Source organism: Kribbella sp. NPDC004138 (assembly GCF_053603655.1).
In genome coordinates, this window is sequence record NZ_JBSGFZ010000024.1 from 25,420 (window position 1) to 51,511 (window position 26,092).

The following is a 26,092-nucleotide window of genomic DNA, read 5'->3' on the forward strand; positions in this document are numbered from 1 at the left end:
CAACCACTACAGCACGGTAGTGAGTTGAGGTTCACGCTTCGGCGAGACCCGAACGGGCACCTCTTGGCGTGCGCTGACGGCCCGTCCGGCCGCGATGTTGCGTGCTGCGTTCACATCCGCGTGCATCTCACGTCCGCAGGCTGTGCATCGGAAGACCGCTTGGCTCTTGCGGTTCTCGGGTGCACAATGCCCACAGAAGTTGCAGGTCTGAGATGTATACGCGGGATCGACCTGCTCGACGCGTCCGGCCGCCTTGTGCTCCAGGCGGCGTACCAGCTGACCCCAGCCGCTCGCGAGGATGCCTCGGTTGAGTCCGGCCTTGGCTTGTCGACGGTTCGGCAGATACCTCCCGGGGTTCGCCGGATCGAGCTTGGGCTTGGGACGCCTGGTCAGCGACGCGATGCGCAGGGCTTCGACGCGGATGACGTCGAACCGTCGCGCGAGATCCGTACTGGTCTTCTCCACCCAGTCTTTGCGTCTGTCTACGGCCTTCGCGTACATCCTCGCAATCGCCGCTTTGACTCGCGCCCACCGTTTGGAGCCGCGTTGCCGACGAGCCATGCGACGTTGCAGCACCCTGAGCCGCGCCCGCGCGGTCACCGACCAGCCCGGGCACCTCAGGAGTTCGCCATTGGACAGAGCTGCCGACACGTGGACTCCACGGTCCACACCGACTACCTCACCACTCCGAGGTGCAGGAATGGGAGGCGGAATGGCCGCAAATGCGATGTGCCAGCGTCCTGCCCGGTCGAGCGTGACGCGGTACGACTTCGCCTCCGGGACGCGCCGCGACAGGCGAAACCGCACCCATCCGACCTTCGGCACCCGCACTCGCGCCCACTTGCGGTTCAGCTCGCCGATGCGGGACGCCTGGGAACCGACGATCCGGAACCCCTCATGCTGACCGGTTTTGCGCCACGTCGGTCGTCCGTGTGTGCCGGCGTAGAAGAGCCTGACAGCTTGATCAAAGTCACGCAGAGCTTGCTGCTGCACGGTCTGCGATCCGGACCGCAGCCACTCGAAAGCCGCCCTCGCCTCCGTCAGCTGCCGTGCCTGCTGACCGAACCCAGGCGTCGGCCCCTTGTCGCGCTTCCACATCGACCACTGCTCGAGCGCAAGGTTCCATACATACCTGGCGTGTCTGCACTGCTCCAGCAACGCAGTCTGCTGCGCCGGAGTCGGGTACATGCGGAACCGGGACATGAAGTCCACCTAATCAGCCGGGACCGACAGTCCCCGATCTTCGCAGGGAGGGAGTCGCGATTCCTCCGCTTGCAGGCGAAGGGCTTCTCGCGACGAAACCGATGAAAGAACTGACCGACTCGTACGACGATCTTCTGGACGCCGGAGTGCTGCGGAACCGGCTCGCGACTGAGGGGTACCTGTTTTTCCGTGGGCTGCTGCCTCGCGATGTCGTCGGCGACGTGCATGAACAGTTGGCGCGGATCTTGTACGACAGCGACTGGTTGGCGCGGGATGCCGATCCGTTGGAGTTGGTGGCGTCGGGGCGGGCTGTCGAGGAAGGGTCCGCCGGGTTCTTCGGGGCCTATACGGCGATCCAGAGCACGGAGGCGTTTCACCGGTTGGCTGTGCGGTCGGAGCTGTTGTCGTTGACCGCGCGGTTGCTGGGTGAGGAGACGTTCGCGCATCCGGCGCACATCTGCCGGATCGCTCCCCCGTCGCCGGGTGCGAATCCGACGCCGATCCATCAGGACTACCGGTTCATCCAGGGGTGTGTGGACACGCTCACCACCTGGCTGCCGTTGAGTGCGGCGCCGCCCGAGATCGGCGGGTTGCGGGTGCTGGCCGGGTCGCCGCGGCTCGGCGTGCTGCCGGTGAAGGCGTCGGACGGGCCGGGGATGATGCGCGCCGAGGCCGACGAGAACCATCCGGAGTGGCGGACGGCGTCGTACCGGCCGGGTGACGTGCTGCTGTTCGGCAGCCTGACCGTGCACGGCGCGATGCCGAACCGGACGAAGCGGCTGCGGTTGTCGGCCGACTTCCGGTACCAGGCGACAAGCGCACCGATGGCCGTCGACCTGCTCGGCACCGGGAAGCCGCACTACCACCCCGACGTCCCGGACTTCCCCACCCTCACCCGCGGCTGGACCTCGACAGATTGCATCGAGGTCCCCGCCGGGGTGCACTTCGTCGACCGCTGGGACCCACGCGTCGACGAGGTACCGACACCGCGGTCCCGGTTCGCGTACGTCTGAGCGCCGGACCTGCACCACTCATCAACCGGCCACGGCCGACCGAGCGCCCGCGTGAACTGCCCGGTCGATCCGCCGCCGGCGGAGGTTGATGAGTGCTGGAGGTCCGCCTACAGAGCGAGGACGATCTTGCCGCGGGCGTGGCCGGACTCGCTCAGCTCCTGAGCCTTGGCCGCGTCCGCGAGGTCGAAGGCCTCGGCGACCCGGATCGTCAGCGTGCCGTCGGCGACCGCCTGCAGCTGGGCGCCGAGGGTGGCGCGGACCTCCGCGGGCGTCGCCGTACCGGCCATGGAAGCGGTGACGCCGAGCTCGGCCGCTGCGAAGTCGGCGATCGTGACGATCCGGTCGGTGCCGCCGCGCAGCTCGATCGACTCCTGCAGACCGCCCTGGCCCGCGGTGTCGAACACCGCGTCCACACCGTCCGGAGCCGCCGCGCGCACCCGCTCGAGCAGACCTTCGCCGTACTCGACCGGCACCGCGCCGAGCGACCGCAGGTAGTCGTGGTTCGCGGTCGACGCCGTACCGACGACTGTCAGACCCGCGGTCTTCGCGAGCTGTACGGCGACCGAGCCGACCGCACCCGCGGCGCCGTGAATCAGGATCGTCTCGCCGGACTTCACGCCGAGCAGGTCAAGCACGCGCTGTGCGGTCTCACCGGCCACGGGTACGCCGGCAGCCTGCTCCCAGCTCACGCCCGCGGGCTTGCGCGCCACGTTCCCCGCGATCGCGTACTCGGCGTACGCGCCGCCGTCCGACCAGCCGACGACCTCGTCGCCGACCGCGAACTCCGCGCCCTCACCGACCTGGTCGACCACACCGGCCACCTCGAGCCCCGGGACGGCCGGGAGCACCGGGTCGATGAATCCCTTCGTCCAGCCGCGGCGCACCTTGAAGTCGATCGGGTTCACGCCGGCCGCGCGGACCTTGATCCGCACCTGCTCCGGCCCCGCCTGCGGCTCCGGCACCTCCTGGACCTCGAGTACCTCCGGCCCGCCGAACTCCTCGAACACCACCGCTCGCATCGCACTGCCTCCACAAATTTGGTTGTCGCTTTAATAAAATGTTCGCGGATCCGCGGCTATTCCCGACTGGCCGATCGGACAGTTCTTCCCCGTCCGAAAGACGGGCCCGGGTGGACGCGTCAACCGACGTACGCTGAAGGGCATGGGAGAAACGGACGTGCTTCCGGACGCGGGACCGGTGGCGCCGACCGCCGGCGCACAGGTACTGGCAGCGGCGGCGCAGGTCATCGACGGACCGGCCGAGGAGCTGCTCTCCCGGCTCTCGGCCGCCACCGCCGACCTGATCCCGCACCGCGCTGTCGCCCAACTGGCCTCGCAGTGCGCGTCCACCCCCGTCACCGCGCACGGCGATCCCGCGCTCGCCGCGGCGATCACCGGTGCCGACCTCGCCGCGCTGCTGGGAACAGTCACTGCCGGACATCCCTGGCAGGGCATCGTGAACATCGCCGGATCCACGCACCCGGTCCTCGCCATCGCGAGCGATCGTGCGCCGCGTGGCTCGGTCGTCGTCTTCCTCCGCGCGGCCGACGAACCGATCGCCGCCGACGCGCTGCAGGCGTTGTGGGACGTCGTCACCGCCCACATGTACCGGCTGACTCTCGAACGCGAACCAGGCGCGATCGCCCAGAACCGCGCCGTCGCCGAGGCCCGCAACGATGTGGCGGCCGAGCTCGGTGAAGCTCATGCGGCGACGCTCGCGACGCTTCTCGGCGTACTGCGGAATCAGCGGATCGACGACGCGACCGCTCGCACGATGGCGGTCGAGCTGGCGCTGAACGGGCTCGGTGAACTTCGCAACGACACCCAGCGCGACCGCGTCTGCAGCGGCGAGGAGCCGGTCGGCAAGGCCTTCGACCGGCTCGCGGACTCGCTGCGGGCGCTGCTCCGGCACGGCCCGGTCGAGCTCGAGCTGGATGCCCCCGGCAACGACCGGTTGATCCCGGGCGGGGTCGCGCACGCCGGCCGGGTGGCGGTCCGGGCGGTGGTGCTCGCGATGCTCACGCAAGACCGGCTGACCCGGATCCGCGTCGGCTGGCGCTGGAGCGGCACCGAGTTGCAGGCGACCGTGCGCGACGACGGCCCCGGCCGGATCGAGAACGTCCTCGACCTCGGGCAGCTGTCCGAGCGACTGCGTCTGCACGAAGGCGACCTGGACCTGGACGCCGTCCCCGGGTGGGGCCTGACGGCCCGGATCACCCTCCGCACGGCACAGGCGCCGCTCACCGTCACGTCCGACCCGCTGGCCGCGCTCGGCGCCCGCGAACTGGAGGTGCTCGAGCGGCTGGCCCAGGGGCAACGCAACCGCTCGATCGCCGACGACCTGCACATCAGCGAGTCGACCGTGAAGTTCCACGTCGCCAACATCCTCACCAAACTGGACGTGACCACGCGAACCCAGGCCGCCGCGCTCTACCTCGCGGTTTAGACCAGACAGGGCCTAGACCAGGCGGGCGGCGCGGGCACGGAGGTAGCGCTGCTCGGGTGCGCTGGTGGTGAGTTTGGCGGCGGCGAGGTAGGCCTGGCGGGCCGTGTCCAGCGAGCCGGACTGTTCCAGCAGATGCGCCCGGACGGCGGCCAGCCGGTGGTGACCGGCCAGCTTCGGGTCGGTCGCGAGGCTGTCGAGCAACTCCAGGCCTGCGGCCGGTCCCCGGTGCATGGCGACAGCGACCGCGGAGTTCAGCCGGACCACCGGATCCGCGGACATCCGGACCAACACGTCGTACAACGCGACGATCTGTGCCCAGTCGGTGTCTTCGAACCGCTCGGCCTCGGCATGAACGGCGGCGATCGCGGCCTGCAGTTGGTACGGCCCGGGCCGGCGTCGCGGCAGCACGTCCTCGAGCAGGGCGACACCTTCGGAGATCAGCTCACGGTCCCACCGGCTCCGGTCCTGTTCCGCCAACGGGATCAGGTCACCGGTGGGACCGGTGCGGGCCTGCCGGCGCGCGTGGGTCAGCAGCATCAGCGCCAGCAGGCCGCCGACCTCGGGCTCGGACGGGAGCTTCTCGCGCAGCATCCGGGTCAGCCGGATCGCCTCGGCGGCGAGCTCGACCCGCTGCAACGTCGTCCCCGAGGAGGCGGTGTAGCCCTCGTTGAAGATCAGGTACAGCACCTGCATCACCACGTCGAGCCGCTGTCGGCGCTCCTCCGGCGCCGGCAGCCGGAACCGTGCGCCGGACTGGCTGATCCGCTGCTTCGCGCGGCTGATCCGCTGCCCGACGGTCGCCTCGGGTACCAGCAGTGCCCGGGCGATCTCGGCCGTCGTCAGACCGCCCACCGCCCGCAGCGTGAGAGTCAGCTGACTGGCCGGCTGGACGTCGGGATGGCAGCACAGGAAGAGGATCACCAGGGTGTCGTCCTGGTCGGCGGTCGTGATGCTGTCGTCGCCGAGCAGGCTCTCGGGCAGCCGGCGGGTCGCGTCCAGTTGCTCCCGCCTGCGCCGGGCCTGTTCGCTGCGCAGCATGTCGGTCATCCGGCGGACGGCGACAGTCGTCAGCCAGGCGGCGGGGCTGGGCGGTACGCCGTCCTGGGACCAGCCACTCGCCGCCGCCAGCAGCGCCTCCTGGACCGCGTCCTCGGCGAGATCGAACCGGCCGAAGCGCCGCGTGACAGCGGCGAGGACCCGCGGCGCGAGTTCGCGCAGCAGGTCCTCGATCCGGGCCTCCGCCGGGACCTCCTCGGCCGGCCCGGTCACATCTCCTGGCCGCCCTGCTCCAGCACCGGCCGCAGCTCGACCCTGGTCTCGACGAGCGCCGAGAACCGTGCGGCGAGCTCGACGGCCCGGTCGTGCGAGTCGACCTCGATGATGCCGAAGCCGGCCAGCACCTCCTTCGCCTCGGCGTACGGACCGTCGGAGGCGACCGGACGGCCGTCGACGACCTCGATCGTCAGCGTGTGCGACGGGTCGGCCAGCCCGAAGCCGGTGACGAGTTCACCGTTGGCCGCGAGCTCGCCGTAGAACTCACCCATCGCCTGGTAGTGCGCGTCCACCTGCTCCTGCGACCAGGTCGATTCCCGGCCGCCGAGCCCGAGGGTGTCCCAGGCCGACTCGTCCCCGAACGTCATGATCATGTACTTCACTGCCGATCACCCCACGCGCGTCATGGTCGACTCGTACCCGCCGCCCGGCCACTGCCAGGCACCGGTGTTGACTGTGTGGCCGGCGTCGAACTCCCCGACGAACTTCGCCGGCGAGTCGGTACCGCCGAACCAGATCGTCAACGTGCCGCCGGCCAGTTGGTAGGTGTACTCGAGGATCTTGCCGGTGTTGGAGAAGTAATGGGACCGGAGCATACCGGTATCGGCGTCCACGCCGATGTACTCGACACCGCGACTGGTCTCGCCGTCGCTCACCAGCTCGATCCGCTGGACGACGAACGCGCCGTCCTCGAACCATTCGTAGCTGACGGTGCCGTGGTGGCCCGGTCCCTCGACCTTCCAGGTGCCGATCAGTGGCGCGAGAGTGCGCAGGGCGTCGGCGGGTGACTGCTCGGACATGATGGTCCCCTCGAGCGTCAGCGACGGACGGAACGGCCGAGTACGACGAGCTGCTGCCGCCGCGCGTACGCCACCACCGCGGCGAGGACGCCGAACGCCAGCGGAGCGATCGGCGAACTGCCGAGGATCGCCACGTTCGTGACCACCGCGCCGATCATCAGGCCGACCAGGCCCGCCGCCGCCACACCCGCCAGCCGCGGGACCAACAGCCCGATCGCACCGGCGACCTCGAGAACTCCGACGAGCACGCGGAGCCAGCGCCCGGCCCCGATGTCGTCGAACATCCGCACCATCTGGTCGGAGCCGGCGAGTTTGCCGGCCCCGCCGACTCCGAACTGCACGGCCAGGGCCACCCGCACAGCCCAGACGGCCACTGTCCGAAACACTGTCCGAACCCGCGCGGCGGGCCGGACCACTCCAGGAAGTACGCGCTCACTCATCGTTCGCTCCGATCATCAGGGTCGCTTTCACCCCGTTATCGGAGCCACCACCGCGGCTTCGACAGCCCGGCCGAACTTTTTCTCAGGCCTCTTCGAGGCGCGGGAACAACGGCTCGCCCTTGGTCAGAGTGGCGCCGGCCGGGAGCTGGCCCCAGGTGCCGGCGTCCTGGACTCGCTGGTCCTTGAGCGCGCCGAGCTTCTCCTCCGCGCCGAGCAGCGTCCACAGCTTCGCGGACGTCTTCGGCATCGTCGGGTTGTGCAGGACGGCGACCCCGCGCAGCACCTCCGCGGCGCTGTACAGGATCGTCGCCAGCCGGGCCCGCTGGGTGTCGTCCTTCGCGACCTTCCACGGCTCCTGCTCGGTGACGTACCCGTTCACGGCGCCGACGAGCTCGTTGATCGCCGCCAGCGCGTCCTGGAACGCGAGCGAGTCCAGAGCCTTGTCCGCGGTGGCCACGGTCTGCGCGAGCTTGTCCGCGAGCGCCTGCTCGGCCGGTCCGTGGTCGGTCGGCTCCGGCAGCGCGCCGTCGAAGTACTTGCCGACCATGGCCGCGATCCGGCTGGCCAGGTTGCCCAGGCCGTTCGCGAGCTCGGAGGTGTAGACCGCGCTCAGGTGCTCCCACGAGAACGAGCCGTCCGACCCGAACTGGATCGTGCGCAGGAAGTAGTACCGGAAGGCATCGGAGCCGAAGTGGTCGGTGATCTCGTGCGGCGCGATCGCGGTCAGCTTGGACTTGCTCATCTTCTCGCCGCCGACGAGCAGCCAGCCGTGCGCGAAGACCTGCTTCGGTACGGCGACCTCGGCAGCCATCAGCATGGCCGGCCAGATCACCGCGTGGAACCGGAGGATGTCCTTGCCGACCAGGTGCACGTTCGCCGGCCAGAGCTCCTCGAACCGCTCCGGGTCGGTGCCGTAGCCGGCGGCCGTCACGTAGTTGAGCAGCGCGTCGATCCACACGTAGAGGACGTGGTCCTCGTCCCACGGGACCGGGATGCCCCAGTCGAACGTCGAGCGGGTGATCGACAGGTCCTGCAGACCCTGCTTGACGAACGCGATCACCTCGTTGCGGGCGCTCGACGGCGCGACGAAGTCCGGCTGCGACTCGTACAGCTCGAGCAGCTTGTCGGCGTACGCCGAGAGCCGGAAGAAGTAGTTCGTCTCCGAGACCGTCTCCAGCTCGGTCCCGTGGATCATGCACCGCTGGGTGCCGTCGGAGTCGGTGCGGATGTCCGCCGGGAGCTTGAACTCCTCGCAGCCCACGCAGTACAGGCCCTCGTACTCGCCCTTGTAGACGTCGCCCTTGTCGTAGAGCGTCTGCCAGAACTCGCGGACCCGCTCGGTGTGCCGCTGCTCGGTGGTCCGGATGAAGTCGTCGTACGCAATGTCGACGTCCACCCAGGCCGGCTTCCAGGCCTCCTCGACGAGCTTGTCGGTCCACTCCTTCGGGGTCATGCCCTGGGCCTGCGCGCTGCGCATCACCTTTTCGCCGTGCTCGTCGGTACCCGTCAGGTACCACTTGCGCTCGCCACGCTGGGCGTGCCAGCGGCTCAGGACGTCCCCGGCCACCGTCGTGTACGCGCTGCCGATGTGCGGCGCGGCCGTGACGTAGTAGATCGGGGTGGTGACGTAATAGACCTTCTCGGACATGTCAACAAGGGTAGTGGCGCGCGCCAGTGCTATTTACCGGGGTCCCGGGCAGCGAGTACGGCGTCGTACACCGTCCGTTTGGGCACGTTGAAGCGCTTCGCGACGTCGGCGATCGCCTGCTTGCGCGGCGTCCCCGCCTCCTCGTCCACAGCCACCTCCCGCGCCAGATCGTCCGGCGTCATGACCCGGTGCGGGTCGGCGCCGGACACGACCACGGTGATCTCACCCCGGACGCCCTCCTTCGACCACAGGACGAGATCGTCGAGAGGGCCGCGCTTGACCTCTTCGTACGTCTTGGTGAGCTCCCGGCACACCGCCGTCCGCCGATCGCCCCCGAACGCCTCGGCCATCGCCTCCAGCGACTGCGTGAGCCGGTGCGGAGCCTCGAAGAACACCATCGTCCGCTGCTCGTCCTTCAGCTCGCCGAGCCGTCGCCCGCGCTCGCCGGGTTTGCGCGGCAGGAACCCCTCGAAGGTGAACCGGTCGACCGGCAACCCGCTGAGCGCGAGCGCCGTCAGCACCGCCGACGGGCCCGGTACGGCGGTCACGTCGACGTCGGCCTCGATCGCAGCCGCCACCAGCCGGTACCCGGGATCCGACACGCTGGGCATCCCCGCGTCCGTCACCACGACCACGGTCTGCCCGTCGGTCAGCGCCTGCAGCAACTCCGGGGTCCGCTCCCGCTCGTTCCCCTCGAAGTAGCTGACCACCCGCCCACCGACCTGAATCCCCAACTCGGAGGTCAACCGCTTCAGCCGCCGCGTATCCTCCGCGGCCACCACATCAGCCTCCGCCAGCACCCGCCCCAACCGCGCCGACGCGTCCCCGACGTCCCCGATAGGGGTCCCTGCCAGCACCAGTCGCCCGCTCATCGGCCCATCATCCCAGCCCGGTGCGGGGATCTGAGGAGGCGGTGGTACCGCCGCGTCCGTACGATGGCGGGCGTGGCTGCTGTGATCGAGGACGGTACGGCGCGGCGCAGTGACGCCGGCGCGGAGCGGGAGACGCTCGGGCGGGACGTGCTCGGACGACGGCTGCCGCCGCTCAAGGAGCGGTTGTACCCGGCGATGCCGCGGGACTTCGACGGGGGCTGGATCGCCACGCTGGCGATCACCCTGCTGGCCGGCGTGCTGCGGTTCTGGCACCTGAGCAACCCGGTGAAGTTCGTCTTCGACGAGACGTACTACGCCAAGGACGCGTACAGCCTGCTCAAGTTCGGCTACGCACGGCAGTTCATCGACCAGCCAGAGGGCGCCGCCGACAAGGCGATCCTGGCCGGCAACCTGGACGTCTTCAAGGACACCCCGAGCCTGACCGTGCACCCCGAGGTCGGCAAGTGGATGATCGCGGCCGGTGAGCAACTGTTCGGGATGACCCCGTTCGGCTGGCGGTTCATGCCGGCCCTGTTCGGCACGCTGACCGTGCTGCTGCTGATCCGGACCGTCCGCCGGATGACCCGGTCGACCCTGATCGGCTGCATCGCCGGCCTGCTGCTCGCGGTCGACGGCCTGCACTTCGTGATGTCCCGGGTCGCGCTGCTCGACATCTTCCTTGCGTTCTGGCTGGTCGCCGCGATCTCCTGCCTGGTCGCCGACCGGGACTGGACCCGCCGCCGGCACGCCGAGACCCTCGACAAGCCGACCCCGGACGGCGAGCGTCGAGGTGTCGGCCGCTGGCTGCTGATCCGGCCGTGGCGGCTCGCCGCCGGCGTCTGCTTCGGCCTGGCGCTCGGCACCAAGTGGTCGGCGATCTGGGTGCTCGCCGCGTTCGGCGTGATGACGTTCGCCTGGGACCTCGGCGCCCGCCGCGCCCTCGGCGTCCGGTTCGCGTTCGTGAAGTCGGCGCTGGTCGACGGCATCCCGGCGTTCGTCAGCCTGGTGCTGGTCGCCTGCGTCACGTACGTCGCCACCTGGACCGGCTGGCTGCTGCACGACAACGCCTACGACCACAACTGGGCCGCGAGCAACCCGGCGCACGGCGTGATGAAGGTCGTGCCGGACGACTTCCGGTCGCTGGCCTACTACCACAAGGAAGTGCTCGCCTTCCACACCGGCGACTACATCAAGCACGCCACCCACCCGTACGCCTCGAACCCGGCCGGCTGGCCGATCATCGCCCGCCCGATCGGCTTCGACGCGGTCAACGACATCAAGCCCGGTACGCCGGGGTGTGACGCGCCCACCGGCACCAACTGCCTGCAGGTGATCTCTGCCCTCGGCACGCCGCTGCTGTGGTGGGGCGGTGCGCTCGCGCTGATCGCCGCGCTGGTGCTGTGGATCGGCGCGCGCGACTGGCGGTTCGGCGTACCGATTGTCGGGTTCGTGACGTGCTGGGTGCCGTGGTTCGCGTTCGACGACAGACCGATCTTCTTCTTCTACGCCGTCACGATGATCCCGTTCACGGTGATGGCGCTGGCGCTGGTCCTCGGCAAGGTCCTCGGCCCGGCCCGCGCCGCGATGAGCACCGCCACGCCCCGCCGCCTGATCGGCAGCGCGGTCGTCGGCGCCTTCGTCGTCCTGGTCGTCCTGAACTTCGCCTACATCTGGCCGATCCTGACCGACAAGGTGCTCCCGCACCCCGACTGGCTCAGCCGGATGTGGTTCAAGTCGTGGATCTAGCCTGAGTACCCCGGGCGGGGTGACGTGAGACAAGACGTGGTGTGCGGGGACCTGATATTGCCTGTCTCAGGTCACCGTTGCCTGTTCCGGGTCCCGGGTCGAGGCGTCCCGTCGCCCAGCCTGCCCCGCACAGTGCCACCGCTGCCGACCTCGACGTCGGGCACAACCCGGCGCGGCCCGGGCCACCAGGTCCGCTGTCAGCACGGAGGCTCGCTACTACGAGCAGGCGAGCAGGCCACCCACTGCCCCCGGCCACTGCACGGCTCAGGGGTTGACCCCTCAGCTGGCGGGTTGACCCCTCGCATTCCGAGGGGCCAACCGGCAAGCTCAGGGGTCAACCCCCGAATGGCCGACTCCGCTCGACCGCCGGGGGCTGGACGAGCAGGGCCCGGACGAGCGGGGCCGGACGACTCAGGACCTGGACGGGTCTTGGGGCGGCTCTGGTGAGCGGGACGCGTAGTCGATGGATTCGAACGGCCAGTCCGTCGTCAGCCAGTTGTGCACGGCGTCGTACAACGGCTTGTCCAACGCGGCGCGGTCGCCGCGCACCCACGAACGGACGTCGGTGATCCGCTCGTCCTGGCGGGACGGATAGATGTACACGCACCCGATCACCTCGCCGGTCCCCGGCTCGAGCACCGTGAACGTGAAGCCCCGGCGTCCGGCGAAGTCGTCGGCGTGACGCTGCAGGTCGGCGAGGTTCCGCTCGAGTGACATGCCGTCGGCCGGCGGCCAGCTGCCCTGGAACCCCGGGGTCGCGCGGACGTGGTCGATGCTGCCGGTCCACGCGGCGTGGTCGGAGACGTTGTGCTCGGGACCGAGCGGTTCGAGGCGGAACCGCGGCGTGATCAGTTCGGTGGGCACGTCGAAATCGGCCGGCACGAAGTCCATGGCCGAAAGGTTAGGTCGCGCCGCCGCCGGGTCGCACCTGAATTGCTCAGTGCAACTCGTGGTGGCCCTTGCCCTTGTTCTTCTTGCCGTGCCGTTTGACCGAGGACTGGCCGCCGACACCGCCGAACAGCGCCAGGCCCTTGACCACCACGACGGGGGCGTTCGGGTCCGGGTCGTCGCTGCCGCGGGCGCCGAAGCCGCCGAAGATGCCGACGCCCTCGTTGCGCACCGTCACGCCCTCGGGCACGGTGATGTCGATCCCGCCGAACACCGCGAACGCGTAGATCGTCACCTCTCGGCCCTCGAAGACCGCGTTGGTCATGTCCAGGTCGTGCCCGCCGAAGACCGCGAACGCGTTCGTCCGGCGCTTCACCCGCCAGCGGCCCTTCCGCTCACCGCCGCCGAAGATCGCGACCATGGTGTCGAAGCTCTGCGACGGGTCGGCCGGCTCCTCGATCGGGACCAGGCTGGTCGACGCGGCCCGCACCGGCTGCGCCGCGGGCAGCGGCTGACCGGGGACGACGAGGTCGCGGGTGATCGGCTCCAGCTCGCCGAGGGTCTTCGCCCCCAGCGTCTGCTCGAGCCGGTCGGCGTGCTCGTCCTGCGTCAACCGGCCCGACATCAGGGCCTCCCGCAGTACGTCGACGACCTGGTCACGATCGGTGTCGGACGCCCGCAGATGCGCGTGCGGGTGCGGGCGGTCGGGCAGGTTCTCCATAAGACCGAACGATATATCGTCAGCGGCTCGGTGAGGACCCCGATTCATCCCGGAACCAGCCCCTACCCGGCGATCCTCCGGCGCTGCACGCGCAGTGCGCATCCCACCGCGACGAGTGTGATCGCGGCGAACGTGATCGCCGTACCGGGGTAGCCGCCGAGGCCCAGGCCGAGGCCGCCGATCGCGGCGCCGAGGAACGTGCCGAGACTCATCCCGGCCGCGTTGACGCTGAGGGCGGAACCGCGCAGTGCACCGCTGCGGTGCACCAGCAAGGTCGTGACGCAGGCCGCCACCGTCGCGTGACTGGCGCCCATGACCGCGGTCAGCAGCAAGGTGAGCGGGAGCGTCGGCGAGAAGTAGAACGCCGACACCGCGATCAGCGCGACGGTGATCCCCGCGAGGAGCAGCCGCTCGGGCGCGATCCACGGGCGTGAGGTGGCGAGGTACCGGCCGGCGAGCAGGTTGCCGAGGAAGAACGACGCGCCGCTCAGCGACCAGACCAGCGCGAACCAGCCAGGCGCGAGCTCGAACTTCTCGTCGTAGAACGCGGCCAGGTACGCGAGGTAGCCCATGAAGGCGGCCGTCCTCAGCATCGCCACGGCCAGCAGCGGCAGGGCACCCGGGATCCGGGCGAGCTCGCGGTACGTCGCCAGATAGCTCACCCGCTCGTTTCCGGTGATCGGCGCCTTCCGGCCGCGCCCGCGCCAGAAGAAGGCCGCCGACAGGGTGAGCGAGATCGCCGAGGCCGCCAGCAGGTTGCCCCGCCAGCCCCAGATCAGCCCGGGCCCGGCCAGCACTGGAGCCGCCAGCATCGCCATCGCCGAGGTCGTCGCAGACACCAGCGTCGCCGCGCGACCGGCAGCGGCCGGCGACCTGAAACGGTCGGCCGCGGCGGCCCCGATCGACGGCGCGAGGATCGAGGTCGAGGCGCCGATCAGCAGACAGAACGCGGCCAGCGCGAAGACGTTGCCCACAGCCCCCAATGCCGCGGAAACACCGAGCAGAGCCAGGCCGCCGGCCGCAACCAGCTCGCGCGGCGCCCGGTCCATCAGCGGCGCGAGCAGGACGCCGACCGCCAATGCCGCCAGCCCGCCGAGCCCGCGCAGGCCGCCGATCTCCGCCACGCTCCCGCCGGCGGCGTCCGCGATCGGCACCAGGTACATCCCGAACACCGTGAACGGGATCAGGCTCGCCGTCGAGGCCAGCAAGAACGGCCACAGCCGCTTGGCCATCCGGAGGTCGCCCGGCACCTCGGTGGTGACCGGCTGGGTCTGTGTCATGTGTCCGTCCTGTAGCGATAGAGGCTGCTCGGGCGGGAGCTGAACTGGGAGAAGGGAAACGGTTCCGCCGACAGCGCGGTGACGCCCGCCCCGAGGAACGCGCGGGCCACGGCGCTGCCGGTCTGAGCGTAGATCGCGAGCGGCTTCGATTGCTCACGGCAACGAGTTAGGAGGAGGTCGAAGCTGCCGTTGGACAGCGTCATCCCGGTGGCGACGACCGCGTCGGCGGCGTCGACCACCTCGGTCATGTCACGGGAGACGGGCAGGCCGGACGCAGTTGCCCGCAGGTTGAAGTCGCACGGCAGACAGCTGCCGCCACGCTCGGTGATCGCCTCGACGAGCGGGTTGACGACGCCGATCAGTGCGACCTTGGTGCCTTCGGCAACGTCGAGCAGTCCGGCGACGGCGGCGTCGCGGGCGCGGGCGCGGACATCCGGCGTACCGGCGGGGAGGACGATCTCCTCGGCGTACGGCGAGGTGTGGTGCGGCTCGACCGCGGCCAGGTACGCGTCCAGCGCCGCGATGCGGACCGGGAGCGGATCGTCGGACGAGAGTACGTCGGCGAGCGTGCGGCCGGAGGTGTCGGCGCAGTACGCCGGCTCGAGCTCGCCGGCCTCGAAGGAGCAGGCACCGAAGACCTCGCCCACTCGCAGCAGCACGTAGTAGTTCCGGTAGGTGACGTCGGCGCCGGGCAGCCGGGTGGTGTGGTGCAGCCAGAACGCACTGGTGACGTCGAACTCTGCCGGTGCAGGACCACGCGATCCGTCCAGAACAGAAGCGATGAGATCAGCCACGTGAGCGGTCATGGGAGATCGGCCGGCCTTTCGGGGTTGTAGTGCAACCAGCAGGACCACATTAATGCGACGGAGTCGCAGATGGGAATTCCTCGCGCCGGGCCTGCGCGGATTCCCGCCGGTCCCAGGACATCGCCGACCAGGGCACCGCGAGCTCGTCCAGCGAGTCGATCTCGCGCGGCCGCATCGACGCCAGCGGCCGCGCCTCGGCGTGCCGCGCGAATGCGGACTCGACGTACCGCGTCCCGGTGTCCGCGGCCAGGAAAACGTGTTTCCGGCCGCGGTCGCAGTTGTGCTCCCACAATGCCGACAGGTACGCCGCACCGGCGGAAAGTCCCGCGAAAACGCCGGACGTACGGAGCAGGTCGACCGCGGCCGACATCGCGTAGTCGAACGAGACCCAGTGCAGCCGGTCGTACAGCTCGTGCCGCACGTTCCGGAACTCGATCGAGCTGCCGATCCCGGCGATGATCATTTCCGGGTCCTGCGTGTGCCCGGCCCCGAACGTGACGCTGCCGAACGGCTGCACGCCGACCAGGTTCACGTCCCGCCCGCGCTCGCGCAGGTACGCCGCGATCGCGCCGGTCGACGCTCCGGTCCCGACGCCGCCGACCAGGCACAGCGGCCCCGCCGGCACCAGCCGCGCCACGAGGTCCGCGACCGCCCCGTAGCCGAGATAGTGGATGTCGTCGTGGTACTGCCGCATCCAGTGGTACGACGGGTTGTCGCGGAGGATCTCGCCGATCCGCCGGACCCGGAGGTTCTGGTCGAGCTGCAGGTTGTTCGACGACGGCACCTGCTCGACGGTCGCGCCGAGGATCTCGAGCTGGATCCTGAGCGTCCGGTCGACCGTGGTCGAGCCGACGATGTGGCACTTCATCCCGTACCGGTGGCAGGCGAGTGCGAGCGCGTGCGCGTAGATCCCGCTCGAACTGTCGATCAGCGTGTCGCCGGGCCGGACCTGCCCGGTGTCCAGGAGATGGCGTACGGCGCCGAGCGCGGAGTACACCTTCATGGTCTCGAACCGCAGGCAGATCAGGTCGTCGCCCGCGGCGGAACTGACCCGGATCGGATCGGGATCCTTGATGGCCTCCGCCAGGTGGTCGTGCAGTCGCGTCATCGGCGCGGTTCGCTCCTTGTGTCGATGGATGGCACGGGCGGAGATGAGGGGTGACCGATCCGGGCAGCCGCGACCAGTTGGCGGGTCAGGGCGTGGCGCGGTTCGGTGGTGAGGGTTTCGGGCGGGCCCTGCTCGACCACGCGGCCGGCGTCGAGGACCATCACCCGGTCGGCGACGGCCGCGACCAGCCGCAGGTCGTGACCGATCCAGATCAGCGCCGTACCGCGCTGCTTGAGCTCGGTCAGGAGGTCGAGGACCAGCTCCGTACCGCGGTCGTCGAGGGCGGTGGTGATCTCGTCGCAGATCAGGACGTCGGGGTGCGCGAGCACTGCACGCGCGAGGGCGGCCCGTTGCAGCTCGCCGCCGGACAGACGGCTCGGCGGACGGGCGGCGGTGATCGCGGCGACGCCGAGCCGGGCGAGGGTGGTGACGGCCTCGGCGTAGGCCCGGTCCGGCGCGAGTCCGCGCAGGCGTTGCGCCGTACGGGCGACCTGCTGGTCGACGGGACGGCGCTCGTCGAAGGAGCCGCGGACCTCCTGCCAGACGTACTGGACGCGGCGGTGCTGGTCGCGAGTGCGCTTGCGCAGGACCGGCAGCGGCTGATCGTCGAGCAGGATGCTGCCGGTGTAGCGCTCGTGCAGTCCGGCCAGGCAGCGCGCCAACGTGGTCTTGCCGCTGCCGGAACGTCCGACGATGCCGAGGCAGGCGCCGGCGCGGACGGACAGATCGGCCCCGTGCAGGACGACGTCACGGCCGCGCGGACGCAGCGAAGCTTTCAGGTTCATTGCCGTTAGCAACGGTTTGCCCGCCGTGGAGGTTCCCGAGGTGTCCAGGTCCGGCGTTCGCGGGAGTACGTCGGTGGTTCCGGCCGCGATCACCTGACCGGCGTCGAGGACGACCACGCGGGTGGCGAGCGCACGGACCAGGTCGAGATCGTGACTGAGCAGCAAGATGCCGAGACCGGCGGCCGTGAGCTCCCGCAGCTCGTGGACGAGCTGCAGCCGGGTGACCGAGTCGAGGCCGGTGCTCGGCTCGTCGAGCACGAGCACCTCAGGGCGGCAGGTGAGCGTCTGCGCGAGCGCGACGCGTTGCCGCTGCCCGCCGGAGAACTGATGCGGAAAACGTTTGAGGACGGCGTCCTCGCCGGGCAGCTGCGCCTGGCGGACAGCCTCCTCGGGATCGCCGCCATGCAGCTTCGCCAGCTCCCGCAACGTCGTACCGATCCTCCGCGCCGGATTGAGCGCACTCCCCGGGTGCTGCGGCATGTAAGCCACCACTCGGCCGCGCACCGCCGCCGCGGCGGCAGTCACGCCGTTGCCATCGACAACCACGCGGCCGCCGACCTCGACCCGCCCGCCCAGCCGAACCCCGTCGCCATGCTCCCCGAGCAACGCCAGCGCCGAGGTCGTCTTCCCCGACCCGGACGCCCCGACCAGCGCCGTCACCTCTCCCGCAACAACCTCGAACGACACCCCGTCCACCAACACCCCCACCCCAGCAACCGCGGAAAGCCCAACCACACGCACCAACGCTTCGCCGGCCGCCGACTCCCCGTGCGGCTCGGCCGCGCGAGGCTCGACCGCGTCGGGCTCACCCACCAGCGGCTCGGTCGTCTGCGGGTCGCGGCTCATGCGGGGCTCCCGACAAGACGACGGGAGTGGTGGACGAGGCGGTCGGCGAGGAGATTGAAGCCGAGGGTGAAGGAGACAAGGAGGAGGGCGGGGGCGAGCACGGACCAAGGCTGGAGGAGCAGGCCCTCGCGGTTGCGGGACACGCTGACCGCCCAGTCGGGCGCGGTCGGGCTCAGGCCGAGGCCGAGGAAGTTGACCGAGGCGACGAGGAACACCGCGAGCGTGATCCGCGTGCCGAGATCCGCCGCGACCGGCCCGAGCACCGAGCGTCCGACGTACCCGAGCTGGATCGTGAACCACGACTCCCGTTGCATCCGGAGCGCCTCGACCACCGGTCCGCTGGCTGCGTCCAAGGCCGCTGCCCGGACCAGCCGCGCGACCGTCGGCACGTTCACCATGGCGACGGCCACCGTGATCGCCGGCGCGGACGCCTGCCAGCCGACGGCGACCACGCTGATCACCAGCAACGACGGAAGCGGCAGCAGGACGTCGAGGGGCCGCATCATCCCCTCGTCCAACCAGCGGTGCCGGGTCGACGCGGCCGTCAGGCCGACCAGTCCGCCTACGAGGTACGCCAGCACCACCGCGCCGAACGCCATCCCCAACGCTGTCCGCCCACCGACCAGCAACAACCCCAGCACGTCGCGCCCCAGCCCGTCCGTCCCCAGCAGACCTTCGGACGAGTAGGGCAGCCCAGCGCGGGCGTCGTACGGCAGGAACGGCCCCAGCACAGCCACCGCCAACGGCACCACACACAGCGCGACCGCCACCCATCCCGCGGCCCCGCGCAGCACGCTCATCGGAGCGCCTCCGTCCGGGGTACGAGCCGGTTGCAGACGAGGTCGGCACCGAGGTTGATGAGCAGCGCGGCGACGGCCAGCACAAGCGTCAGGCCCTGCACCGTCGGGACGTCCCGCGTCTCCACACCGTCCACGAGCGCCGTCGCGAAGCCCGGGATCGCGAAGATCGCCTCGACCACCAGCACTCCGCCGAGCAGCGTGTCACCGGTCCGCGCCAGCTCCTGTACGCCGGGAACCGCCGCGTTGGGCAGGACGTGGCGAAGCAGCAGCTGACGGCGCGGAACGCCCAGCCGCCGGGCCTGGGTCACGTACTCCGCGTTCAGCGCCGCGACCGTCCCCGCCCGGACCTGACGCGACAACAGGCAGACCGTCCGGCCGAGGAGCACCCCGACCGGCAGGATCAGCAGAGCCGGCGACGCCAGGAGGTCCCCGCCGACCCAGGTCGCGGGCAACCAGCCGAGTTTCAGCGCGAACACCGCGACCAGGACCACCGCGATCACGAAGTCCGGGATCGCCGACAACGCCAGCGTGACGGACGTGATCGCCCGGTCCAGGCCCCCGTTCTCCCGCGTGCCCATCACGATGCCGAGGGCAACGGCCAGCGGTACGACGACCGCGAGCGTCGTCAGCGTGAGCACGAGCGTCGCACCGATCGAGTCCCGTACGATGTCGACCACCGGTCCCCCGCTGATCAGCGACGTCCCGAGATCACCCGTCAGCACGTTCCCCAGCCAATGCACGAACCGCTCGGCCGCAGGCTGATCGAGACCGAGCTCGGCCCGGAGCGCAGCGACCTGCGATGGCGTCAGCGTCTCGGTGAACCGCATCTCCGCCGCATCCCCCGGCAGCAACGAAGTCAGCACGAACACCAGCACGGACAGCACGGCCAGCTGCACGACCGCGAGCCCTGCCCGCTGGACGGCGTAGGACCGCATTCAGGCCAGCCACACCTTGTCGAACCGGCCCTGGTCCAGCGTGTTCGGCGGCACCGCCTGCACGCCCTGGACCTTGGCCGACACCGCGATCAGGTAGTCCGGCAGGCCCCACGCGAGGATCCCGCCCTCGTCGCGCACCGTCTTCTGCAGTACGCCGTACTTGGCCGACCGCTCGGCCTCGGACGTGACCGCCCGCGCCGCCGCGAACGCCGCATCGAACGCGGGCCGCCGCCAGTGCGTCACGTTGAACGGCGAGTGCGACAGCAGCCGGTCGGTGACGTACTGCGGGATCGGCATCGCGCCGGACCGGTGGTTGCCGATGGCACCCTTCGTGAGCAGGTCCTTGGCGTAGGTCTGCGGGCTCCCGGTGGTCACCTTGAGCCGGACGCCGGCCTCCGCGACCTGCTCCGCGAACAGCGTCGCCGCCTCGACGAACCCGGCCGACGCGTCCGCGGTGAAGATCTCGACTTCCTTGCCCGCCAGCCCGGCCTTCGCGAGCAACGACTTCGCGCGGTCGACGTCCCGCTCGAGCTGCGGCAGATCGGCCGGGTAGTACTGATATCCCTTGCCGAACAGGTCGTTCCCCACCTCGCCGCGCCCGGCGAGCACCACGTCGACGAGCCGCTGCCGGTCCGCCACCAGCTTCAACGCCAGCCGTACGTCGGGGTTGTCGAACGGCGGCCGGTCGACCTTCATCACGAACGCCTGCATCGTGCTGGCCTTCGACGCCACGATGCGGACCGTCTTCCCGGCCGTGCGCGCGAACGTCGCGGTCATGTCGTTGGCGTACTCCGCCTGCCCGCCCTGGACGGCGGTCGCCCGCGCCTCGGAGTCCGCGGACAGGATGTGCAGCTCCTCGATCCGCGCGGGCTCGTCCCAGTACTCGTCGTACCGCGAGGCGACCAGCGAGCGCCCGGCCTCGAACGACACGTGCCGGAATGCACCCGTGCCGATCGGCTTGGCCGGATCCTTGAAGCCGTCCCGCACGATCTGAGTACCGATGCCGGCCAGCAACGCGGGGAACTCCGCGTTCGGCTGCGTCAGCACCAACTCGACCGTGGAAGGGCCGATCGCCTTGCTGCGCTTGAGATCCAGCGTCGCGAGCGAGGACTGCGCGACCCGCTCCGGCACGGCGGGATCCACGATCCGGCTCAAGCTGTACAGCACGTCGTCCGCGACCAGCTTGGCGCCGTCGTGGAACGTCGCGTCCCGCAGCGTGAACCGCCAGATGGTCGCCGTGGCGTCGTGCTCCCACGTCGACGCCAGCCGGCCCACCGGCCGTAGATCGGGCCCGAGCTCGACGAGCTTCTCGTAGATCGCCTTGTGCCGCGCGATGTCCACGAACAGGCTCTGCACGTGCGGGTCGAGCACCTCCTTCGCCCCGCCCCCGGCGTACACAGCGCGTAGCCGCCCGCCCTGCTTGGGCGGTGCCGCCGCACCCCCGTCCGCCCCGCAGCCGGCGATCGCCGCCAGCCCGGTAGCCCCGGCCATCCCCAGGAACCCACGCCTACCCAAAGCCTCGGACACGCGCCACATCCTCACCTTAGTGAAAACGATTGTCAAATCCAGCGCGCATCCGAACCCGACGCGATCATTCTGTCGGGGGCATGCCGGAACCCGCCCGCCGTAACGGCGTGTCACCGGCCCCGACGGACAGGAGGTGTCCGCCCGACCGGTGCACGCGCGCGCTCAGCCGCCGAGCCAGACGGCCGGCAAAGGGCACTACGTCCTGTCCTTCGGTCCCGCCTACTCGTCGCAGTCCGGGGTGACGCAGGTCCGGGGGATGCCGGCGGCGACGCGGTCCAGGAGGGTGGCGAGCTGGGTCTGTTCCTGAGCGGTGAGGTGGTCGAAGAAGTACGTGCGAACGGCGGCGACGTGGTCAGGCGCGGCGGAATCGATCGCCTTGCGGCCGAGCGGGGTGAGGCGGACCATCGACCCGCGGGCGTCGGAGGTGCACTCCTCACGGCAGACCAGGCCGCGCTTCTCCATCCGGCTGACCTGGTGCGACAGGCGGCTGCGTTCCCAGCCGACGGACCGGCCCAGGTCGCGGGTGCGCAGCACGCCGTCCTCGGCCTCGGACAGCGGGTGCAGCAGGGCGTAGTCGGCGCCGGACAGTCCCGAGTTCGTGATCATCCGCGCCTCGAGGGCACGCATCAGTTCACGATGCGTGTCGCGGTACGACTGCCAGAGTGCGGCCTCCTGCTCGCCGAGCCACCGCGGTTCCACCATCTGCCCATTGTACGGACAAAAGTTGACATGTCATCGACTCGCGCTAGGGAGTGCGCGACAGGGCAACGGCCAGGCCGACCGTGCCGGCCATGACGAGGAGCTCGACCGCGGCCAGCCGGCGGAACGCGGCGGAGTTGCCGGCGGTGAGCTCGGGCAGCGTCGTACGGCGGTGCCACCAGCCGATCGTCACCAGGATCGCGAACGCGACGGCCTTCGAGAACACCAGCGCGCCGTACCCGGTCGTCACCCACTGCGTGACCAGGCCCCAGCCGCTCTGCCGTCCGTCGAGGTGGATCTCGGCGGTGAGCAGTCCGGTGATGCCCATCGTCACCGCGCATACGAGGGCGAGCGTGCTGAAGATCTCGACGGCCTCACGCGAGCGGGTGTAGCGCAGCACCGCAGCAAGACCGCCGATCCATGCGGTCGCGGCGACGACGTGGACGACGAGCGAGGTTGTCGCGAGGACGGACCACAGGTCGGTGCGGTCGAGCGCGCCGTGGCCGGTGAGCAAGGGGCCGGTCAGAGCCGCGATCGTGAGTACGGCGGCCAGCCGCGCGGTGCGGAGCGTCTTGGTGCCGCTGAGGACGACGGCGAGTACGGCGGTGAGCACGACGGCGACCGCGAGTGCGCGGACCTGGCTCAGCCGGCCGGCCGGTTCGGCGTGCTCGGCGAGGTGGGACAGCGGGATGCCGAGAATCACCGTCGCGGTCGCGACCAGGCCGCCGATGCTCGCGACCGCCCAGATCCCGGCGGCCAGCGCGGCGTCCTGACAGGCGCGGATCGCCTTGGCGCCGAGCTTCCCGTCCTTCGCCGGCAGGAAGAGGATCACCGCCACCACGGCCCCGCCGGTCGCCACCGCGGCCGCGTCCGCGAGAAACCGCAGGACCGGAACCGCCCAGGACACACCGAGCGAGGCGCCGAGCAGCCCGTCGGCCGGCTTCCCCGGGGCACCGCCGGCGGCGAGCAGCGCGACCAGCATCACACCGATGCCTGCGGCAACCATCGCCAGGACGAGCAGCCGGGGACGCCTGACCTCCATCAGGCGGCCGGGCGGCGGCGGACGATGACGACGGCCAGCGCCACGACGACGAGCATCACCAGGCACATGGCGACGATCGTCACGACACTGGAATTCCCCTCGGCCTGGGGCGGGGCCCCGGCCGGCTGGGTCGCCGGGTGACCGGCGTGCGTGACCGTGAAGGCCCCGGCGACCGTGATCGGGTGACCGTCGGCCGAGACCACGCGCGCCTCGACCGTGTACTTACCGGCCTCGATCATCGCGCCCACCGGTTGCGTGACCGTGTTGTCGACGACCTGGACGTCGCCGGTCGCGACGTTCGTGCCGCCGGGCGACTTCACCTGGACCTGCGTCCCGGTGGCGCCGACCGGTTCGCTGAAGGTCAGCACCACCTTCGTCGGCGGCGCGGCCATCGACGAACCGTCGGTCGGCGTCATCGACTCGAGCTTGGCGTGCGCCGCCGCCACGCCGGTGGAGATCACCAGCGCTACCAGCGACGCGACCAGCGACGCGACCAGTACTGCGATCAGTCGGCGCACGGCTGCTGCTTCTCCCCTGCGACCGCCACGGGCCGGCGGGACCGGAGTCCGAAGGCGAGACCGAGCAGCCCGACCACCAGTCCGCCGACGCCCAGCCAGCGCGCGACAGTGTCGGCGGAATCGGTCGACGTCGTCGCCGCGACCGGCGTGACCGCCGCGGCCAGCTTCAGCGCCGGCGCCGGGTGCTCCGGCTCGTCGGCGCCGTCCTTCGCGACGTCGGCCCACTTCACCACCTCACCGTCGCTGTACGTCTGCTCCGCCGGGAAGCTCAGCGAGTCCACCCCTTCGGGCAGCTTGCCGACCGACAACGCGAACTCGTCGAAGTCGTTCGCCGGGATCCCGCCCGCGGTCGCGGTCCAGGTGACCGTGGTGATCGCCTTGGTCAGCGTGACGTCCCCGACCTTCACCGCGGCGGGCAGTTTCGTCTCCTGCTTGTCCACCTTCCACCCGTCCTTCACCTGCGCACCGACGTGCGCGAACGGATGGTCCGTGGGCAGTGAGACGACGAGTTTCGTGGTGCTGGTGTCGTCGGACTCGGTCGGCACGCGGAACACGAGCTTGGCGTACCCGCCGGGCTTGGCGTCCGGCGACGACACCGAGACGTGGGCCGACGCCGAGCTCGCGGCGCCGATCACGACGAGTGCGGACGCCGCGCCGATCGCGGCGGCACGCACGGCGAATCTCCTGGGCATGAGAGAACCTTTCGGGGCATACGAGTAGTCCGGCACGGTCGGCCGGTTCAGGCAGCTGCGATTCCTCGTACGCCGGGAGGCCCGCGCCCGGACAGACTCGTGCCGAGCGGGGCCCCGCTCGGTGTCCAGGCCACGAAGAAAACGTGTTCCGCCGCGATCCGCCGTACCGGGCGGAGCACCGGCAGTTCGGGCAGCAGGCGCGCGAAGACCCGCCGTACCCGATGGAGCCAGCTGTGCGCCCGGCCGATCGCGAGAACGCCCGCCAGCAGCGCGGTGAGATGCGCCGCGGTCATCAGCACGCTGGTCGCGAGAGACATGCCGTGGTGCATGGTCACCGAGTCCAGCGTGACGTGGACGAACAGCTGCACACCGGCGAGCACGAGGCCGGTCAGCAACCGCTCGCCTGCCAGATACTCACCCAGCAGCCAGCAGACACCGGCCAGCGCGGCCAACGGAGGCACGACGCCCAGCGGCACGCCGCCGCCCCCGACCAGGGCATGACCGACCACCGCCACCGCGACGCTCAGCGCCGCGACCACGGACGTCGTCCTGCTCTCGGTCGGCATCTCATCCCCTCGCAGTCACTGTACGGTCGGGAGCGCGCGGGCGTTCCCTCAGTGCTCAAGCACTGAAAAGAGTGCCGTCGTCGTGCAACCGAACGTGTACCCCACCACGTTTGACCCGGCATGACTGGGGAGGGTCGCGGGTGAGACCGGAGACGGAGCAGGACTATGTCGAGTTCGTGACCCATCACGCCAACTCTCTGTGCCGGACCGCTTACCTTCTGTGCGGGGACTGGCGCCGGGCCGAGGACGCGACCCAGGAGGCACTGATCCGGCTGTACCGCATCTGGGGCCGCATCCAGCGCAAGGGCGCGATCGGTGCGTACGCGCGGAAGGTGGTCGTCTCCACCACTCTCGACGGGCTCCGCCGCAAGTCCAGCCAGGAGGTCGTCGGCGGCGACGGGTACTTCGCCAACGAGGCCGACGCCGACGCGCTGGGCGTCGTCGAGAACCGGCTGGTGATCACCAAGGCCCTCGCCGAACTGCCGCCCCGCCAGCGCGCCTGCGTCGTCCTGCGGTACTTCGACGAGCTGTCCGTCGAGGAGACCGCCATCGCGCTCGACTGCCGCCCCGGAACCGTGAAGAGCCAAACGCTGCGCGCTCTGGACAAACTGCGCGAACACCCGTCCTTGGCCGAGCTCTCCGAGGTTGTGGGGACGAGATGACGAACGACCTGAAGACCCTGCTGGACCGGGCCACCGAGCGCGGTACGTCGTTCGCGCCGGACGTCGCCGAACTGGTCGCCGCCGGCCGGCACCGGACCCGGGTCCGTCGCGCGACGCTGACCGCTGCGACGGCCGTCACCGCGGCGACTGCCGTGGTCGCCGCGGTACTGGTCGGCCGGATCACCGCGCAGCCGCAGCCGGCGACGACGCCCAGCGAGCCCGCTCCCGCCGCCGTCACCGATCTGTGCGCGAAGTCCGACGACTTCTTCCGGACCGCGAACGACGACGCCTGGCGCCGGCAGGTCAGCAGCGGGTGGACCGACAAGGTCGTGGAGGCGAGCGATGCCGACGGCACGATCACGGTCCGCCGGTCGCCCGACGGATCGCAATACGCCTACTGCGTGGCCGGCGTACCGATCCGCGGCCACCAGTTGGGCGGCTTCGGGGCGACCCTGCTCAACACCGGCATCATCACCCGCGCCTACCAGATCCAGCGGTACTGGAGCCAGGCGTGCGGTCCGGCGAAGGTCGAGCGGCCCGATTTCGCGGCCTGTATGGGCGTCGTCTACAGCTACGCGGGCCGGGTGCCGGAGGGAGTCACCCGGATCGCGTTCGCCGGCCTCGGACAGCACGCGGACGCCGCGATGAAGGACGGGTACTGGGTGCACCGCGTGTACACCGCCGACATCAGGAACGGCAACGCCGACCCGATCTACATCAGCATGTACGACGGCGCCGGGAAGCAGGTGTTCCGGGCGGAGTACTGACCTGCTGCGAT

At 70.4% G+C, this 26,092-nt stretch carries 27 protein-coding genes; 5 read left to right on the plus strand and 22 right to left on the minus strand.

The window, feature by feature from the left end; genetic code table 11:
• Positions 1 to 6 precede the first annotated feature (6 nt).
• Positions 7 to 1,203 (minus strand): RNA-guided endonuclease InsQ/TnpB family protein, encoded by a 1,197-nt coding sequence (locus tag ACWEOO_RS30130; RefSeq protein WP_452145912.1) that lies wholly within the window; start codon positions 1,201 to 1,203, stop codon positions 7 to 9.
• Positions 1,204 to 1,304: 101 nt separating this feature from the next.
• On the opposite strand from ACWEOO_RS30130, the gene ACWEOO_RS30135 reads away from it, so the two are divergent.
• On the plus strand, positions 1,305 to 2,216 hold the full coding sequence (locus ACWEOO_RS30135; RefSeq protein ID WP_452145913.1) for a phytanoyl-CoA dioxygenase family protein: 912 nt from the start codon (positions 1,305 to 1,307) through the stop codon (positions 2,214 to 2,216).
• A 107-nt stretch (positions 2,217 to 2,323) separates the two neighbouring features.
• Here ACWEOO_RS30135 and ACWEOO_RS30140 read toward each other — a convergent pair whose 3' ends face one another.
• A complete protein-coding gene (locus ACWEOO_RS30140) occupies positions 2,324 to 3,235 on the minus strand; it encodes an NADP-dependent oxidoreductase (RefSeq protein ID WP_452145914.1) in 912 nt (303 codons plus the stop codon).
• Positions 3,236 to 3,377: 142 nt separating this feature from the next.
• Between ACWEOO_RS30140 and ACWEOO_RS30145 the strand changes: the two genes are divergently transcribed.
• Positions 3,378 to 4,661, plus strand: a complete 1,284-nt coding sequence (locus ACWEOO_RS30145) for a helix-turn-helix transcriptional regulator (protein WP_452145915.1) — start codon at positions 3,378 to 3,380, stop codon at positions 4,659 to 4,661.
• 12 nt (positions 4,662 to 4,673) lie between these two features.
• Here ACWEOO_RS30145 and ACWEOO_RS30150 read toward each other — a convergent pair whose 3' ends face one another.
• From ACWEOO_RS30150 to rsmI, 6 genes are all read right to left on the minus strand, one after another.
• Entirely contained in the window at positions 4,674 to 5,930 is a 1,257-nt protein-coding gene (locus tag ACWEOO_RS30150; RefSeq protein ID WP_452145916.1) for an RNA polymerase sigma factor, read from the minus strand.
• Positions 5,927 to 6,307 (minus strand): YciI family protein, encoded by a 381-nt coding sequence (locus ACWEOO_RS30155; protein WP_452146037.1) that lies wholly within the window; start codon positions 6,305 to 6,307, stop codon positions 5,927 to 5,929. The genes ACWEOO_RS30150 and ACWEOO_RS30155 overlap by 4 nt, the downstream gene beginning before the upstream one ends.
• A gap of 15 nt (positions 6,308 to 6,322) precedes the next feature.
• Positions 6,323 to 6,733, minus strand: coding sequence for a hypothetical protein (locus tag ACWEOO_RS30160; RefSeq protein WP_452145917.1), 411 nt, complete (start codon positions 6,731 to 6,733; stop codon positions 6,323 to 6,325).
• A gap of 17 nt (positions 6,734 to 6,750) precedes the next feature.
• A complete protein-coding gene (locus ACWEOO_RS30165; RefSeq protein ID WP_452145918.1) occupies positions 6,751 to 7,107 on the minus strand; it encodes a DoxX family protein in 357 nt (118 codons plus the stop codon).
• Positions 7,108 to 7,255: 148 nt separating this feature from the next.
• Positions 7,256 to 8,821, minus strand: a complete 1,566-nt coding sequence (gene metG / locus ACWEOO_RS30170; RefSeq protein WP_452145919.1) for a methionine--tRNA ligase — start codon at positions 8,819 to 8,821, stop codon at positions 7,256 to 7,258.
• 29 nt (positions 8,822 to 8,850) lie between these two features.
• Positions 8,851 to 9,693: a 16S rRNA (cytidine(1402)-2'-O)-methyltransferase gene (gene rsmI, locus ACWEOO_RS30175; RefSeq protein WP_452145920.1), complete on the minus strand. Its 843-nt coding sequence runs from the start codon at positions 9,691 to 9,693 to the stop codon at positions 8,851 to 8,853.
• 63 nt (positions 9,694 to 9,756) lie between these two features.
• Here rsmI and ACWEOO_RS30180 point away from each other — a divergent pair, with 63 nt between their 5' ends.
• Entirely contained in the window at positions 9,757 to 11,439 is a 1,683-nt protein-coding gene (locus tag ACWEOO_RS30180) for a dolichyl-phosphate-mannose--protein mannosyltransferase (protein ID WP_452145921.1), read from the plus strand.
• A 411-nt stretch (positions 11,440 to 11,850) separates the two neighbouring features.
• On the opposite strand, the gene ACWEOO_RS30185 is transcribed toward ACWEOO_RS30180, so the two are convergent.
• The 14 genes from ACWEOO_RS30185 to ACWEOO_RS30250 form a co-directional block, all read right to left on the minus strand.
• The gene (locus ACWEOO_RS30185) at positions 11,851 to 12,330 is read right to left on the minus strand and encodes a GNAT family N-acetyltransferase (protein ID WP_452145922.1); all 480 of its coding nucleotides are present in this window, start codon (positions 12,328 to 12,330) and stop codon (positions 11,851 to 11,853) included.
• 46 nt (positions 12,331 to 12,376) lie between these two features.
• Positions 12,377 to 13,048 carry a DUF1707 SHOCT-like domain-containing protein gene (locus ACWEOO_RS30190; protein ID WP_452145923.1) on the minus strand — a complete coding sequence of 224 codons (672 nt, stop codon included), beginning with the start codon at positions 13,046 to 13,048 and terminating at the stop codon, positions 12,377 to 12,379.
• Positions 13,049 to 13,110: 62 nt separating this feature from the next.
• Positions 13,111 to 14,328 carry an MFS transporter gene (locus tag ACWEOO_RS30195; RefSeq protein ID WP_452145924.1) on the minus strand — a complete coding sequence of 406 codons (1,218 nt, stop codon included), beginning with the start codon at positions 14,326 to 14,328 and terminating at the stop codon, positions 13,111 to 13,113.
• Positions 14,325 to 15,122 (minus strand): Rossmann-like domain-containing protein, encoded by a 798-nt coding sequence (locus ACWEOO_RS30200; RefSeq protein ID WP_452145925.1) that lies wholly within the window; start codon positions 15,120 to 15,122, stop codon positions 14,325 to 14,327. Before ACWEOO_RS30200 ends, ACWEOO_RS30195 begins: the two co-directional genes overlap by 4 nt.
• 61 nt (positions 15,123 to 15,183) lie before the next feature.
• Positions 15,184 to 16,242, minus strand: coding sequence for a pyridoxal-phosphate dependent enzyme (locus tag ACWEOO_RS30205; protein ID WP_452145926.1), 1,059 nt, complete (start codon positions 16,240 to 16,242; stop codon positions 15,184 to 15,186).
• On the minus strand, positions 16,239 to 17,873 hold the full coding sequence (locus ACWEOO_RS30210) for an ABC transporter ATP-binding protein (RefSeq protein ID WP_452145927.1): 1,635 nt from the start codon (positions 17,871 to 17,873) through the stop codon (positions 16,239 to 16,241). Before ACWEOO_RS30210 ends, ACWEOO_RS30205 begins: the two co-directional genes overlap by 4 nt.
• Entirely contained in the window at positions 17,870 to 18,673 is an 804-nt protein-coding gene (locus ACWEOO_RS30215) for an ABC transporter permease (protein ID WP_452145928.1), read from the minus strand. The genes ACWEOO_RS30210 and ACWEOO_RS30215 overlap by 4 nt, the downstream gene beginning before the upstream one ends.
• Entirely contained in the window at positions 18,670 to 19,608 is a 939-nt protein-coding gene (locus tag ACWEOO_RS30220; RefSeq protein WP_452145929.1) for an ABC transporter permease, read from the minus strand. The genes ACWEOO_RS30215 and ACWEOO_RS30220 overlap by 4 nt, the downstream gene beginning before the upstream one ends.
• Entirely contained in the window at positions 19,609 to 21,135 is a 1,527-nt protein-coding gene (locus ACWEOO_RS30225) for an ABC transporter substrate-binding protein (RefSeq protein WP_452145930.1), read from the minus strand.
• Positions 21,136 to 21,354: 219 nt separating this feature from the next.
• The gene (locus ACWEOO_RS30230; RefSeq protein ID WP_452145931.1) at positions 21,355 to 21,837 is read right to left on the minus strand and encodes a MarR family winged helix-turn-helix transcriptional regulator; all 483 of its coding nucleotides are present in this window, start codon (positions 21,835 to 21,837) and stop codon (positions 21,355 to 21,357) included.
• A 43-nt stretch (positions 21,838 to 21,880) separates the two neighbouring features.
• The gene (locus tag ACWEOO_RS30235; RefSeq protein ID WP_452145932.1) at positions 21,881 to 22,876 is read right to left on the minus strand and encodes a copper resistance D family protein; all 996 of its coding nucleotides are present in this window, start codon (positions 22,874 to 22,876) and stop codon (positions 21,881 to 21,883) included.
• Complete coding sequence (locus ACWEOO_RS30240) at positions 22,876 to 23,394, minus strand: copper resistance CopC family protein (protein WP_452145933.1); 519 nt, start codon at positions 23,392 to 23,394, stop codon at positions 22,876 to 22,878. The genes ACWEOO_RS30235 and ACWEOO_RS30240 overlap by 1 nt, the downstream gene beginning before the upstream one ends.
• A complete protein-coding gene (locus ACWEOO_RS30245) occupies positions 23,382 to 24,086 on the minus strand; it encodes a YcnI family copper-binding membrane protein (protein ID WP_452145934.1) in 705 nt (234 codons plus the stop codon). The genes ACWEOO_RS30240 and ACWEOO_RS30245 overlap by 13 nt, the downstream gene beginning before the upstream one ends.
• Positions 24,087 to 24,133: 47 nt before the next feature.
• Positions 24,134 to 24,652, minus strand: coding sequence for a hypothetical protein (locus ACWEOO_RS30250; protein WP_452145935.1), 519 nt, complete (start codon positions 24,650 to 24,652; stop codon positions 24,134 to 24,136).
• Between the two features lie 140 nt (positions 24,653 to 24,792).
• Here ACWEOO_RS30250 and ACWEOO_RS30255 point away from each other — a divergent pair, with 140 nt between their 5' ends.
• Positions 24,793 to 25,314, plus strand: coding sequence for a SigE family RNA polymerase sigma factor (locus ACWEOO_RS30255; protein WP_452145936.1), 522 nt, complete (start codon positions 24,793 to 24,795; stop codon positions 25,312 to 25,314).
• Positions 25,311 to 26,081, plus strand: a complete 771-nt coding sequence (locus ACWEOO_RS30260; protein ID WP_452145937.1) for a hypothetical protein — start codon at positions 25,311 to 25,313, stop codon at positions 26,079 to 26,081. The genes ACWEOO_RS30255 and ACWEOO_RS30260 overlap by 4 nt, the downstream gene beginning before the upstream one ends.
• The last annotated feature ends 11 nt before the right edge of the window (positions 26,082 to 26,092 follow it).